The 13633-nt window shown below is 66.1% G+C and carries 13 protein-coding genes; 5 read left to right on the top strand and 8 right to left on the bottom strand.

Annotated features, from left to right (window positions below; all coding sequences use genetic code 11):
• Positions 1-2: 2 nt before the first annotated feature.
• From OXG30_04690 to OXG30_04680, 3 genes are read right to left on the bottom strand one after another with little or no spacing between them, the layout of a single operon-like run.
• Entirely contained in the window at positions 3-1160 is a 1158-nt protein-coding gene (locus OXG30_04690) for a thiolase domain-containing protein (protein MCY4134197.1), read from the bottom strand.
• 46 nt (positions 1161-1206) lie between these two features.
• Complete coding sequence (locus tag OXG30_04685; protein MCY4134196.1) at positions 1207-2274, bottom strand: lipid-transfer protein; 1068 nt, start codon at positions 2272-2274, stop codon at positions 1207-1209.
• Entirely contained in the window at positions 2268-3263 is a 996-nt protein-coding gene (locus OXG30_04680) for an OB-fold domain-containing protein (protein ID MCY4134195.1), read from the bottom strand. The genes OXG30_04685 and OXG30_04680 overlap by 7 nt, the downstream gene beginning before the upstream one ends.
• Before the next feature lie 97 nt (positions 3264-3360).
• On the opposite strand from OXG30_04680, the gene OXG30_04675 reads away from it, so the two are divergent.
• Positions 3361-3627 carry a type II toxin-antitoxin system prevent-host-death family antitoxin gene (locus OXG30_04675; GenBank protein MCY4134194.1) on the top strand — a complete coding sequence of 89 codons (267 nt, stop codon included), beginning with the start codon at positions 3361-3363 and terminating at the stop codon, positions 3625-3627.
• Positions 3624-4004, top strand: a complete 381-nt coding sequence (locus OXG30_04670; protein ID MCY4134193.1) for a type II toxin-antitoxin system VapC family toxin — start codon at positions 3624-3626, stop codon at positions 4002-4004. Before OXG30_04675 ends, OXG30_04670 begins: the two co-directional genes overlap by 4 nt.
• Positions 4005-4019: 15 nt before the next feature.
• Here OXG30_04670 and OXG30_04665 read toward each other — a convergent pair whose 3' ends face one another.
• Positions 4020-4280 (bottom strand): hypothetical protein, encoded by a 261-nt coding sequence (locus OXG30_04665; GenBank protein ID MCY4134192.1) that lies wholly within the window; start codon positions 4278-4280, stop codon positions 4020-4022.
• A 71-nt stretch (positions 4281-4351) separates the two neighbouring features.
• On the opposite strand from OXG30_04665, the gene OXG30_04660 reads away from it, so the two are divergent.
• Both OXG30_04660 and OXG30_04655 read left to right on the top strand, forming a co-directional pair.
• Positions 4352-5377 (top strand): cyclase family protein, encoded by a 1026-nt coding sequence (locus OXG30_04660; protein MCY4134191.1) that lies wholly within the window; start codon positions 4352-4354, stop codon positions 5375-5377.
• Positions 5374-6228 carry an SDR family NAD(P)-dependent oxidoreductase gene (locus tag OXG30_04655; GenBank protein MCY4134190.1) on the top strand — a complete coding sequence of 285 codons (855 nt, stop codon included), beginning with the start codon at positions 5374-5376 and terminating at the stop codon, positions 6226-6228. The genes OXG30_04660 and OXG30_04655 overlap by 4 nt, the downstream gene beginning before the upstream one ends.
• Positions 6229-6316: 88 nt before the next feature.
• Here OXG30_04655 and OXG30_04650 read toward each other — a convergent pair whose 3' ends face one another.
• Together OXG30_04650 and OXG30_04645 are read right to left on the bottom strand one after the other, a co-directional pair.
• Entirely contained in the window at positions 6317-7138 is an 822-nt protein-coding gene (locus OXG30_04650; GenBank protein ID MCY4134189.1) for a TauD/TfdA family dioxygenase, read from the bottom strand.
• A 9-nt stretch (positions 7139-7147) separates the two neighbouring features.
• A complete protein-coding gene (locus OXG30_04645) occupies positions 7148-7819 on the bottom strand; it encodes a GPP34 family phosphoprotein (GenBank protein ID MCY4134188.1) in 672 nt (223 codons plus the stop codon).
• 288 nt (positions 7820-8107) lie between these two features.
• Here OXG30_04645 and OXG30_04640 point away from each other — a divergent pair, with 288 nt between their 5' ends.
• The gene (locus OXG30_04640) at positions 8108-8341 is read left to right on the top strand and encodes a hypothetical protein (protein ID MCY4134187.1); all 234 of its coding nucleotides are present in this window, start codon (positions 8108-8110) and stop codon (positions 8339-8341) included.
• Between the two features lie 35 nt (positions 8342-8376).
• On the opposite strand, the gene OXG30_04635 is transcribed toward OXG30_04640, so the two are convergent.
• Positions 8377-11292, bottom strand: coding sequence for an ATP-binding cassette domain-containing protein (locus tag OXG30_04635; GenBank protein MCY4134186.1), 2916 nt, complete (start codon positions 11290-11292; stop codon positions 8377-8379).
• Between the two features lie 143 nt (positions 11293-11435).
• On the bottom strand, positions 11436-13589 hold the full coding sequence (locus tag OXG30_04630) for an NHLP family bacteriocin export ABC transporter peptidase/permease/ATPase subunit (protein ID MCY4134185.1): 2154 nt from the start codon (positions 13587-13589) through the stop codon (positions 11436-11438).
• Between the last annotated feature and the right edge of the window lie 44 nt (positions 13590-13633).

The raw sequence follows: 13633 nt of genomic DNA, 5'->3' as shown, positions 1-13633 counted from the left end.
CACTACAGCTCCGGATTCAGCTCAGACGACACCATCCACATGGCGTAATACTGGGCGGCGCCGCCGTAGGCGTGGCCGATGGAGATCTTTGCCCCAGGGACCTGGTACTCGCCGGCGGTGCCCCGCACCTGATTGGCCGCTTCAAGGCAGCGGATCATGCCCGACGCGCCGATGGGGTTGGATGACAGCACACCGCCCGACATGTTGACTGGGAACGACCCGCCTAACTCGGTGTCGCCGGCGTCGGTCATCTTCCACCCCTCGCCCTCTTCGGCGATGAGGTGCCCCTCCAGCCACATGGGCTCGTACCACGAGAACGGCACGTACAGCTCAGCGCAGTCGATCTGTTCCCGGGGATTGGTGATGCCCGCCTTGCGATACAAGGCCTCGGAGCACTCCACTCCGGCCTGGGGCCGCACCGTGTCGCGTCCGGGGAACTGGCCGAACTCGGTGCGCTTGGCATGGGAGATGACCCACGCCGGCGGGCGGCCCGACTTCTTGGCGATGTCGTCGTTGCCCAGCACCATGGCCGCGGCCCCGTCCGACGATGGGCACGACTCCAGAAAATGGAGCGGATCCCACAGCATGGGCGACTCCCGCACCTTCTCAACGGAGATGTCGGGCAGGTGCAGGTGGGCGTACTCGTTCTTGAGGGCGTTGAGCCGGTCCTTCACCGCCACCATCCAACCGATGTGCTCGGGGGCTTGCGACCGGGCGATGTAATTGCGGATCCACGGGGCGAACGTGCCGCCCGCACCCTGGCCACCGCTCTTGCCGCCCGACAGCGCCCAGGTGGCGTTGCCCTCCGACTGCTTCTCGTAGGCCACGGTCAACACGGTGTCGTACATGCCCGACTCCACCAGGTTCACCGCCGAGATGGAGGTGGACGCCCCCACCGACCCGGCAGTGTGTACCCGGTGAATGGGCTTGCCGATGGCGCCTAGGGCGTCGCACAGGCTCAGCAGCGGCATCATCACCCCTTCGAGGGCGTCGGGGGCCTTGCCGATCACGATGGCATCGATGTCGTCGAAGGTGGCCCCGGCGTCCTCCAGGGCCCGAAGAGTCGCCTCTCGCACCAAGCCGTCCAAGGTCACGTCGTCGCGGCGCCGCTTGTACTTGGTCTGGCCGATTCCCAGCACAGCACACGGTCGAGGGGCCATTAGCTCGTCCTCTCTGTGCTCTGACCCTGCGTTTTCCTCAAGAACATCAGCTGTCTCCTTCCAAGACGCAGAGCAGGTTCTGTTGGAGCGCCGGCCCGCTGGATGCGTGGGCCACGCCTCGACCGCCATCGCCGTTGCGGATGGCCCGGGCCAGCTCGATCACCCGGGTGAGGCCCACGGCCATGAACGGGCTGCCGGTAAGCGGCCCGCCCGACGGGTTCACCGAGGTCTCGCCGTTGAGCCCGAGGGCATCCCGCAAGATGATCTCCTCGGGGCTGTAAGTCACGGTCAGTTCGGCGATGTCCACCGGTCCGTCGTGGAGTCCCACCCGCTCAGCGGCGATGCGCACCGACGGGGAGTCGGTGAGGTCTCGCAGAGTGGGATGGTGCGAATCGATGCGGTGGTCGATGGCCCTGATCCACACCGGGTTGTCACACAGCTCCCGAGCCCTGTCGGCCCGGGCGATGATCATGGCCGCGGCCCCATCGCTGGTCGGCGGGCAGTCGAGGCGGCGCAGCGGCTGCTGCACGTAGGGCTCGGCCAACAGGTCATCCACCGACAGGTCACCGCTGAGCTGCGCGTAGGGGTTGGCCTTGGCGTTGGCGTGGCTGCGGGCCACCACCTCGGCGAAGTCCCGCTCGGTGGCCTTGCCCGCGGCAATGAGGGCCTGGGCCTGGAACCCGGCCTGAGTCCGGGGGTCCAAACCAATAGGGGCATGGACATAGGGGTCGGTTTGGAGGGAGAACCCCTCCCGGTAGCTGCCCGGCGAGCACTTGCCCGAGCCCGACACCAGCACGGTGTCGATATCGCCCGACTGGAGCCGCACAAAGCCCTCGAACAGGGCCCAAGCGCCGTCCATCTCCACATGGCTCTCATACACCGGCGGCCACGCCCCCACCGCGTCGATGTTCATAACGAAGGCGAACGGCATCCCCGACAGGTAGTCGCAGCTCCCGGCGATGGTGAAGTCGATGTCGTGGCGGTCCATACCCACCTGCTCGATCACCGAGTTGACGCACGGCATGATCATGGCCGGCTCGCTGTCGTTGAAATGGGCGTGGGATGGGGTTTGCTCGAATGCGACGATGGCTACGTCTTCGGCCAGGCTTACCATGAGTGCTCCTTGAGCTCGTCGGCGGGCACGTCGGGTTCGCCGGTGGGCTCGAACCGGGCGTACACCGCTTCGGGGATGTTGCCGTAGCGGTTGTCGATGTCCTCCACCGACCTCTCCTCGGGGTCGCGCCAGATGCAGCGCATCCTCATCCCCACCCGCATCTCGTCCACCGTCATGTCGCGGATGTCGATGCCGATCACCGGCTGGTCGGTCCCGTCGAACAAGATCGAGCACCGCACATAGGGCTCGGTCTCGGTCTGGCCGTAGTACTGAACCGGGTTCAGTTCGGTGAACGCCACCACGGTACCGATGTCGGACACTTCCACCTCGTCGGCCTCGCTCATCAGCACCCGGGACATGTTGTCGTATCCCCGACCGGGCACGTACACCTTGCCGGTGACCGGGCTGCGCTGGCCGATGATCTTGCCGTCCAGCAGTCCCTGGGCGAACCGGGCCCGGTGGGGATACAGCGGCTCGTTGATCCGCAGGCTGATTAGGTGCTCGGTGATGGTCACCGGCTCGTCGCCCGGCTCGATCACCTGTTGGGCAGCATCGGCCTCGGGTACGAAGTACACGTCGGCAACCGATCCGTGGCGCTCCTCCCGAAACTGGGCCTGCACTCTCATGCCGGTGCTGATGGCCTCGGGATCGCCGCCGGTGTCCACCGCATGGACCAGGGCGGTGTCGGCCCCGTCCAGCTTGATGAAGGCAAAGCCGAAGGGCCGGTCGAAGGGGTGCTTGGCCGAGGGCTCGGCCACCCAGGTCCAGTTTTCCACCACCCCACCGGGGCCGACCTCCACGAGGTCGGGCGCCAGGGTGGCGAAGGTGTCCGGATCGAACTCCATGGGCGGGCACAGCACCCGGTCGCCGCACCGCTGGCCGAGAATGCGGCCGTCGCGCAGTCCGGTCAGAAACGGACCGATGACCGGTCCCGTGGTGCGGGTATAGGGGTACTCAAGGGTGTAGTCAACGTCATGCAACTGGGGCACGGCGGCAAGTTCACCACACCCCCGTTGCCGCTCCCAAAGCAGACCGGAGTAGTTAATGAGGATAGGAAAGTAAACTAAGTCGGGCTAAGCTAGCTCAATGACCACTTTGACGGTGAACATTCATGCTGCGAAGAGCCGTTTGTCGGAGTTGCTCCGGGAAGTCGAGGCGGGCACCGACGTTATCGTTGCCCGCGCCGGGCAACCAGTGGCCAAGCTAATCCCATGGCCCCCGAAACCGCCGGAGCGGAAATTCGGTTTCCTGGAAGGCCAGATCCACATCTATGAGGACGACATCGTCAGTTCCGATCCCGAGATAGTCGCCATGTTCGAAGAGTCTGCGGAACGAGACCTCTACCAACCGTGAGGTTGTTGCTCGACAGCCATGTCGTGCTCTGGATTGCTGGCGACATCACCCCGCCCAAAGGGCGAAGCGAAGCGATCATCAAGTCGGCCAGAGAGGTGTTTTACTCAGCTTCAACGCTGTGGGAATTGGGCATCAAACGGTCGAAAGGGAAGCTCGACTACCCCGACATCCTGGTACCAGATCTCATCGCCAACGGGTTCGTCGAACTTCCTATAACTGTTGCCCACGCCGAGCGGGCCGCGGCGCTGCCACTGCACCACCAAGACTCGTTCGACCGGATGCTCGTGGCCCAAGCACAGGCTGAACGACTCACCCTGGTAACTGCCGACCGCTTGCTCTCCTCCTACGACGTGGAAATCCTCGACCCCCGCCGGTGACCGCGGGGAGAGCCGCTAGCCCAGCCCGGCGAAGTAGTCGACCACGTCTTCGACGTACAGCTCGGGGGCTTCGAGGGAGGCGAAGTGGCCGCCGCTGGGCATCTCGGTCCAGCGGGCGATGTTGTACCAGTACTCCACCCAGGGCCGGGCCGGCCGGATGCCGTCTCCGGGGAAGTGGGCGAAGGCAGTGGGCACCTTCCAAAACCCGACCCCAGCCGCCCCAACCCAGGCATATTCGAGAAACGCGGCGAAGCCCGCTGACGCGGATGCCTCCAAATGAGGCAATGTGCCGCCAATCCACCATCGAGGGATGCCCTCTGCCTGCTGAACATAACTAGGCTTCGTCGGTGACCTTTGACGATTCAAGGTTCGACGTAGAGGCGGCGGCTGCCGGGGCATGGGCCCCCAGCCGATACGGGCCCGACGATGTGCTGGGCACCTACAACGAGGTCACTGACCAGAAGCGGGCCAACGCATTGGCAATGCTGGATTTGACCAGGCCGATCCGCACCTTTTCGATGGGTGACGGCATCTGGCCGGGGTATCCGGCATTCGCCGACCGCCAGTTCGCCCAGACCCTGGTGGTAGCGGGCTACGACCCCGGCGAGGGCTTCGAGGGACAGATCGTCAGCGGCACCGAGGGGCTGGGCCAGTCCAAGCTGGGCTATTCCGAGGAGAGGGTGTCGTACACCTTCAATATGAGCTCCAAGATCAACGGCTTCACCCACGCGGCAGTGGACGGCATCTTCTACAACGGCCACCGGGGCACCGACTTGGCCCGTACCGATGGGGTGACCGCTATGGACGTGCCGTCGTGGGGGCCGCCGCTGCTCACCCGGGGGCTGATGATCGACGTGGCCGATTATGTGGCCAGCACCTCCGGCGATGTTGAGGCCAACCAAGCGGGGCTGCCCCGGCTCATGGACCGCCACCGCATCACCGTCGAGGAGATTGAGGGCGCCATCGAGCGCCAAGGCCTGCCCTGGCCCGAACCGGGTGACGCCCTGTGCCTGCGCACCGGATGGATCAGCCTCACCCGGGAGGACCCCGAACGGTTCCTAGCCGCCTCGCCGGGACCGTGGATCGCCGAGAACAAGTGGCTGGCCTCCCATCGACCGTCGCTGGTGTCCACCGACAGTTGGATGTGGGGGGTGTTCGATTTCGAGGCCACCGGCGGCTGGGTGTCGGCTGGCCACCAGATCATGCTGGTGAAAGAGGGCATCCGCATGGCCGAGTCGATGAGCTGCGAAGAAATCGCCGCTGCGGGGGTGGACCGCTTTGTGTTCTGCCATTCGCCGTTTCGGGCCAAGGGGTCCACGTCGTGCTCGTCGCCCCCCATGGCTATCGCCAATCCACCGGAGGAAACCTCATGAGCATTTTGGACGGATCGCCCTTGACCGGAAAGGTGGCCTTGGTCACCGGGGCCAGTCGGGGAATCGGCAAGGGATGCGCCCTGGAGCTGGCCGTCGCGGGGGCCTCGGTGTATGTCACCGGCCGCACCACCGGTGCTGGTCAGCACCCGCTGCCCGGCACGGTGGGGGCTACTGCCGAGGAGATCGCGACCGCGGGCGGCAACGCGGTGGCGATGGCCTGCGATCACCGCGACGATGACGCCGTGCGGGCGGTGTTCGACCAGATCGCCGCCGACCATGGCCGCTTGGACGTGCTGGTGAACAACGCCTTCGCCATTCCCGACGAGCTGACCGCCATGCTGCCCTTTTGGGAGGTGCCCATTTCCAATTGGGATGACATGATGGACGTGGGCACCCGATCGGCCTATGTGGCCTCGGTGCTAGCCGTCCCGGTGATGATCGAACAGGGCACCGGTTTGATCGCCAACATCAGTTCCTCCGGGGCGGTCGAATACGCCTGGCACGTGGCTTATGGAGTGGGCAAGTGCGCCCTCGACCGCATGACCGCCGACTGCGCCCGCGAGCTCCGGGACACCGGGGTGTCGATGGTGTCGGTGTGGCCCGGCTTCGTGCGCACCGAGCGCATCGACATGGCCGTGGAGTCCGGGGTCGAGCTGCCGCCGAGCCTGGACCTGTCGGCCGCGGAGTCGCCCCGGTTCACCGGACGGGCGGTGACTGCATTGGCCATCGACGCGGACCGGTCCCGCCACACCGGTCAGGCCGTCTCGGCCCGGGACATGGCCGACGCCTACGGCTTCACCGACGTCGACGGCCGCCTGCCCGCCGGACCTCTCCACGACCGCACCGGCTAGCCGTTCACCAAAGGGGCGCCTTGACATCGCCCACCCTCTCTACGGCATGTTGGTCATGAGCCGCGAGGATGCTCAGGGAGACTTGCGATCAGGCGGGGGCGGAGACCGTCAGGCGGGCCATCTCCCGGCGCTGGGGGAAATGGTCGGCCACCGCGAAATGCTGGGTGCAGCGCTCGTCCCACAGGATGAGGTCACCCTCAGTCCACTCGTAGCGGATGGTGAAATTGGGCTGGGTGGCGTGCTCATACAGCATGTTGAGCACCGCGTCGCTCTCGGCCCGATCGAACCCCACCAGATGGCTGGTGAAGTTCTTGTTGACGTTGAGATAGCGGCGACCGGTGTCGGGGTGCACGGCGATCACCGGGCGCTCGGCACCGGGGAACTGCTCTTTGGTGCGGTCGTACAAGTCAACGCCGGCTTTGGACTTGAACGCCTGACCCTGCCCCATGTCGTGCCAGGCGGAAACCCCCTCGAGCCGGTCTCGCAGGGTCTCCGAAAGGCCGTCGTAGGCGGCGTACATGCTGGCGAACAGGGTGTCTCCGCCCCGGACGGGCATTTCGATGGCCCGCAGTGTGCCCAAGATCGGAGGGTCGGGGTCCCAGGTGACGTCGGTGTGCCATTTGTCCTGGTAAGGCGGGCGCTCCTCGTCATCGACGATGCGCTCCACCTTGGCCTCCACCCCGCCCGCCACTCGGCCGATGGGGTGGATGTAGGGCTGACCCCACGGGGCCAGTAGCTCCATCTGGTGGGAGTCTTCGATGGACTGGCCAGGGAACGCCAACACCAGGTGCTCCAGAAGCAGCTCGTATAGATCCTTCCGCTCCCCGTCACCCAGTGGTTGGCTCAAGTCGATGCCGGTCACCCGGGCCCCGAGCACACCCCCGATCGGCTCCACCGTCCATTCAGCCATGGCTGTCTCCTAGAAGAAGCCGCGGCCCTGCACGGCCGCGTTGGCCAGCCAAATCTCGAAGTCTTGGATCGACTGGGTCATGGCCTGGCCGATGAGGTCCAGCTTCCGCACCTGCTCGATGCGGGCGGTGGCCTGTTCCAGCTCCCGCTTGGAAAGCAGTTCGCTGAAGATTCCACAGGCGTGGGCCAGGCAGATGATCACCACGTCGCGGGGGCTGGGAATCTCATCGCTGAACAGCACTCCCATGATCCGCAGCTTGACCTCGCGCTCAGCCTCACCGTCGACCGTCGGGTAGCGGCGGGACCGGAACACCCACAAGAAGCGGTCGTCCTCGCGTTCCAGGATGCCCCGCTCCACCAGCCGGTCCAGCGTCGCCTCCCGGATCTCCGGCGCCTTCTGAGCGGTCTGCTCCACCCAGTGGCGGGCATCCCTTTCCTGGCCTTCGACACCCTGCCCGGCGGCGATCATGGCCAGAGTCGGATCCAGCAGGTCGTCGCCCACTGGGGTGGCATCGACCAGGACGAGGTGCTCCAAATCGGTGTCGATCCGGTTTTCCATGGCCAGCTCCATCAACACTGCTCCGGCCACTGCCCGGTCCATGGATGACTGGGACACATTGATGAACTTCCCGTCGTCGTCGCGAAGCAGCAATAGGAGGATCTCCTCAACGAATCTCAACACGGGAATCCCCTTTCAAGCCCTGCACAACGACGGCAAGAAGTGCCTTCGGCAAATCTCAACATGTGCCTAACCATAGGCTATGGTTTCCTCGCCGGTGCGGTAACATTTTCGGCTGCTCGACCTAGAGACTGTCGTCGGACCCAACCAAAGGAGAACGACGTTGACACCACAGCGGGAGTTGACTCGCATCACGCACCGATGCGCGGATAAGGGGTTGCCCCCTTCGATCCCGCCAGCGGTTTTGCCGCGAGCAGAAACGATCCACAACCAAGAATGGAGCATATAAACATGACTACGAAAGGCAGCGATTCGACGACGACCCCATCGGAGAAGGGTGTGAACAGCGAACAGCTCACGGAAGAAGAGATGGAGGCCGTCGCCGGCGGAATCGACTTCGACCCCCCAAGCGACGCGGGTTCCGCTTCGGCTAGGGGGAACAATCCCCCCTACTCGAGCCCGCGCAACTACTACGACGGCAGCGCACACAACAACGCAAGCGGACCGCCTCCCGCCCTGCAATAGGGCAGGGCAACCGCTGCCAACAGGTCTGATCTGGCTCAGATCTGTTGGCGGCGTGCCAGATCCCGGAAGGGCCCGTCTTCCTCGTTGAGTTGGGAGAACGTGCCCTGCTGGCATATCTTGCCGCCTTCGAGCACATAGATGCGGTCTGCTGAGCGGATCGTCGACAGGCGGTGAGCTACCACAATCCGGGTCGCGGCGAGCGATTCGATGCCCTCCATCACCGTGGCCTGGCTGGCGGCGTCCAGCCAGCTCGTGGCCTCGTCAAGCAGCACAAAGCGCGGCGATCGGACCAACGCGGCTGCGATCCGTATGCGCTGCACCTGCCCGCCCGAGAATGTGGTCGCCTGATCGCTCACCGGCGTGAGCAGCTGCATCGGCATTGCTCTGATGTCGGCCTCAACGCCGGCCAGCCGGGCGGCTCGCCAAGCGTCGTCGACCGTGTACGTGCCCGCCGCGCCGATGATGTTCTCCAGCAGGCTCCCCGGCTGCAAGCCGCTGTCCTGGAGGACCGTGCCGATCTGGCGGCGCACGCTCGGACGGTCCAAGTGGCACAGGTCGCGTCCGTCGAAGTACACGCTGCCGGTCACCGGCTCGTCCAATCCCAAGATGAGCCGCAGCAGGGTGCTCTTGCCAGAGCCAGAGCTGCCGACTATGGCGACGAATTCACCAGGGCGGACATGCAGCGAGACGTCGTCGATCACCAGCGGACCGTCGGCGCGATGGCGGAAGCTGACATGGTCGAGTCTCAGCTCGCCGTTCAGCGTGAACTCCTCGACACCAGCGGGCGCTGATTCGGGCACCGCCTGTAGAATGGGCTTCACCTGCTCATACGCGGGCTGCACTCCTGCCAGCGACTCGACCGCCCAGCCGATCTCCGTGACCGCAGCCAAGAAGGTCATGGACGCCACGTACACCACCAGGAACTCGCCGATCTCCACCGAGCCGGTGCCGCTCGCCAGGGTGACGGCCACCAGCGCCGCACCGGCAAGCGCCGGCAGTGCTGCGCAGAGAGCGACCAAGTGCTCGTTGACGCGCGAAACCTTCACGCCGGCCGCTTGGGCATCGCGATAACCCCGGGCCCAGAATGCGAACGACGCCGCCTCGCCGCCCGCCGCCCGCACCTTGGCCACACCGCTGAGCATCTGCAAAAGCTGACCGCCGAGATGCCTCGATGCATCATGAAGCTCGCGCAGCGGCCCAAGCTGCCGCATGCCCAGCATCACGACGGCACTCAGCGACACAGCGCCGACGCCGATGCTGACCGCCGCCAGTCGCACATCGTACAGAACCAGGATGCCCAGCGTTGGCACCACGAAGATGAGCGACATGAGGGCGCGGATCACCGCAGCCGACACACGGTCTCGCAGCGCCTGAAAGCTGCCCAGACGCTGCGCCAGCTCACCAGCCACAGTGCTGCGGAAAAAGCTCGGCGGCAGTGACAGCAGCCGGCTCCACGCCGCGGCGCCCACCCGGGCGGCGCTGCGGCCCTGCAAGCGCATAAGCATCGCACCGCTGAAGCCGCCGAGCGCCAGACCCACCAACGAGAAGGCCGACAGCGCCACGATCAGATGCACCGCGGCACCGCGCGCCTGAAACGGCAACACCCAGTCTGCCAGTATCCCAAGAACGATGGCGGGGGTCTGGGCCAACAACCCGATCACCAGCCCGACGATTATCAGCCGAAGGACATCTACGCCGATGCGCTTCGTGGCGATACGCAGCAGGTCACGCGCCCCCGCAGGCCGATCCGCGGGTAGGGACGCGTAGAACTGCCACGCTTCGGGCGCGAGCTTGTCGGCCAGCTCGGTGGTGACCTTGGCCCGGTTCCCGCGAGACTCAACGACGCGGTAGCCGTTCCATGCGGTCGGCACCAGCGCCACGGGCCTGCCGTCTTCGCGCCATGAGCCGACCAAGGTGCCGCTGTCGCCCCGCCACCACCGTTCGCCGGGTTGCAGGCGCACTTGGCGCAGGCGCACACCCGAGGCGCGGGCAACCTCGACGGGCGACGGCACTGCGATCGCCGCGCCCTGGCGCTGTGGCCAGCGGAACTCAATGCCCTCATATCGGCCAACGATGCGCAGGACTTCTTCCATCTGAGCGCCGGCCGTCCCCTCCGCGGCACGGGCACCGTACGCCAACGGCCCGCTGGCGTAGTTTTGGCGACCGCCCCGAGGGCCAAGGCTCGCGAGCGCCAGCGTCGCCCGCGCCTGCGACTCGCGGCGATGTGCCGATCGAGCGGCCTGCTCGTTGACCTCATCAGCCAGCAGTAACAACCGGTTCAATCGCTCGGCCCCCAACGCCACGACATGAAACTCATCCAGGGCATCGAGCAGCAAGCCGCGACGGGCCAGCTCACCTGCCGAGCACACTTTCAGCTGGGCGTCCTCGGTGATCGTGGCCCAGCCTTCGCCCGCCAGCGGCAGCCATCCGTTGCCTTCAGCATGCGGACGCTCGGTACCCAGGTAGGCGATCGGGAAGCCGTCTGAATCGCGGCGCTGCTCGTCGGGCACAACCTCAGCCCGCAGCCATGCCACCGCCTCGCTGCGGGCCGCTACCACTGAGGAAGCATCCACATGCACGGCCTTGGCGGTCGCCCCGGGGGCGACCAGCTGTGACAGCGGCGGTCGGTACTCGATCATCGACCCGACCGCGTTCGACAGCCCGAGCGCCCAAGCGTTCACCGCGTCGGCCAGCTCGTCCGCCGTGCTGTCATCGGCAAGCTCGGCCAATTCGGCGACAGTCAAACGGTACAGGCGGGTTCCCTCGAACCCCTTGGCCACGAAGCGCATCTGCTCGGTTTCCTCGGCAAGCCCGAACAACAGACCGCCCGCCCGAGTGCGCACGAGGTGTCGGGCGCCGGCTACGGGGCGGTCGTCCGCGTACTCCATCCCGAACACATCGACCACACCCGAGGCCACGTACCACACGCACCGCGGGTCGTCGAGCAGCACCGGCAGGTTGCCCGCGGTGTGGACCAGTTCGCCTCGCTGCCGCGCCAGCGCACCGAGATGGCCAGGCGACGCCGACAGGGGGTCGACTCCGCCAGAGAGCGTCGGACGGGGGGAGGGGGGAGGGGGCGGCTCGACAGGGGAAGTCATTGGGAGGCCACCAGTTCGGCGTAGATGCCATCCACATCGGCGAGCAGCTCGTAATGGGTGCCTCGTTGGACGATGCGCCCTTGGTCTAGCACCACGATCTCGTCGCTGTCGCGAATCGTGCTGAGGCGGTGAGCCACGATGATGCACGTCACGCCGCGCCGTCTCAGGGCTTCGTCGATCTGCTGCTCGGTTTCCGCATCGAGCGCGCTGGTGGCTTCGTCGGCCAGCAGCACCGCGGGATTGACCGCAAGGGCTCGTGCGATCTCAAGGCGCTGCCGCTGCCCGCCGCTGAAGTTCCTGCCGTCTTCATCCACCTTCGACTCATATCCGGTATCGCGACCCATGATCTCGTCGTGGATCAGTGCATCGCGGGCTGCGGCCACCAGCTGCGCGTCGGTGATGCTCGGGTTCCACATGGTGAGGTTGTCGCGCACGCTTGCCGCAAACAGCGTCACCCGCTGATCAACCGTCGCGATAGAACTGCTCATCACTTCGGCGGGAATCTCCTCACGCGGCGCGCCGTCATAGAGGATCTGCCCGGACCATGGCTCACGCTCGCCGTTGATGAGCGACAGCAAGCTGGACTTGCCCGAGCCGGTCGCTCCCACGATCGCCACACGCTGCCCTGGCTCGGCAACCAAGCTGAAGCCATCCACCAGCGGCGCCTTGCCCCGCCGGTACCCGAAGGCGACATCCCGCAGTTCGATGCGTCCGGCCAGGCGCAGCCGGCCCCGGAAGGTTGCGACTCCCACCGACGCCGATGCCGGCACCTGTCCGGCTTCGATCTGGTCGCGGCGCTCGGGCTCGGCCTCCAGCACATCGTCGATGCGTTGAAGATCGGCTTCAAGCAGTTGCAGCCCGTCGGCAAACTGCACGAACCGGCCGATTGGCACTAGGAAACTGCCCGCCAAGGCGAAGAAGCCGACCAGCGCGCCAATGGTCATCTCACCATTCATGACACGCCAGCCGCCGATGCCGTACACGACCACGGCGGCAGCCAAGGCTGAGAACCCCGGCAGCGCGGAGGCCGCCTGCCCGAGCTCGGAGAAGCGCTGGCGAGTGGTCAGTTCGCGGGCTTGGTGGCCGCTCCAGCGGGCAAAGAAGTCGTCTTCGGCCGCAGTGGCCCGCAGCATGTCCATATCGCGCAGCCCCGCGGCGGCGATGCTGTACAGCGATGCCTGCTCACTGCCCATCTGCCGCTCCTGGTCGGTGCGCAGCCTGCTCAACAGCCGCATCAGCACCACCATCGCCGCTCCGATAGCGGCGACTGCTGATGCCAGCAGTGCGTCGTAGAAGAACATGAGGCACAACAGCACCACGCTCATGAACATCTCCACCGCCAGTCGGGCCACATTCCCAGCGGCACCGTCGGCGACGCTGTTCACCAGCTGTACTCGCGAGGCGATATCGCCGACGTAGCGATGGTCGTAGTAGCGGCCGGGCAGGCTCAGCAGATGCCGCATCATCCGGGCAGAGCCGGCGACGGCGAGACGCAGTCGCAGCTTGCGGAAGGTGTACTGCTGCATCCAAACCAGCAGGTAGGTGAGCAGGCCCGCCGCAACGAACGCGCCGACGATCGTCGCGCCCCAAGACTGTTGCGATCCGGTGAGGACCTCATCGACCAAGACGCTCAGCAGCAGCGGCAAGACGAGGTGCGGTACCGCAAGAAGGATACCGGCAATGGCCGCGAAGACCAGCGGCCCGCGGCTGCCGGCCAGCCACGGCCACAGGCGGCGCACAATGCCGCGTCGCTGGCCGCCCCGGCGGAACTCAGGCGTCGTTTCAGGCACCAGCACGATGCCGGTGAAGGCGTCGTCGAATTCATCGGTGCCGACCGAGCGGCGGCCGTTGGCGGGGTCGTTGATATACCAGCGGTCACGCCGGAATCCTTCGAGAACGACGAAGTGATTGAGCTCCCAGTGCAGGATTGCCGGCAACCCGAGTTCCCGCAATGCGTGGGGCTCTTTGCGCCACCCGGTGACATTGAGGCCGTACTGCCGCGCTGCTGCGACAAGGTCGGCGGCGCTCGCACCGTCGCGGTTCACACCGCAGGCATCGCGCAGCTCCTCGGTGGGCACGCGACGGCCGAAGTAAGCCAGGACGCTGGCAAGGCAGGCTGTACCGCACTCGGTGACGTGCATCTGAGGCACCACAGGTGTGCGCACCCGCCGGCTCCGGCGGCGCCGGTTGTCAG

This window comes from bacterium, from assembly GCA_026708015.1.
Lineage (GTDB): Bacteria > Actinomycetota > Acidimicrobiia > Acidimicrobiales > Bin134 > Poriferisocius.
The sequence above is the reverse complement of the archived record's forward strand: the minus strand, read 5'-3'. Positions and strand labels throughout refer to the sequence as shown.

What these genes read in the sequence shown, in the direction of transcription:
- OXG30_04690 (MCY4134197.1), bottom strand. Translation starts at nt 1,160, where the DNA reads ATGGCCCCTCGACCGTGTGCTGTGCTGGGAATCGGCCAGACCAAGTAC.
- OXG30_04685 (MCY4134196.1), bottom strand. Translation starts at nt 2,274, where the DNA reads ATGGTAAGCCTGGCCGAAGACGTAGCCATCGTCGCATTCGAGCAAACC.
- OXG30_04675 (MCY4134194.1), top strand. Translation starts at nt 3,361, where the DNA reads ATGACCACTTTGACGGTGAACATTCATGCTGCGAAGAGCCGTTTGTCG.
- OXG30_04655 (MCY4134190.1), top strand. Translation starts at nt 5,374, where the DNA reads ATGAGCATTTTGGACGGATCGCCCTTGACCGGAAAGGTGGCCTTGGTC.
- OXG30_04650 (MCY4134189.1), bottom strand. Translation starts at nt 7,138, where the DNA reads ATGGCTGAATGGACGGTGGAGCCGATCGGGGGTGTGCTCGGGGCCCGG.
- OXG30_04640 (MCY4134187.1), top strand. Translation starts at nt 8,108, where the DNA reads ATGACTACGAAAGGCAGCGATTCGACGACGACCCCATCGGAGAAGGGT.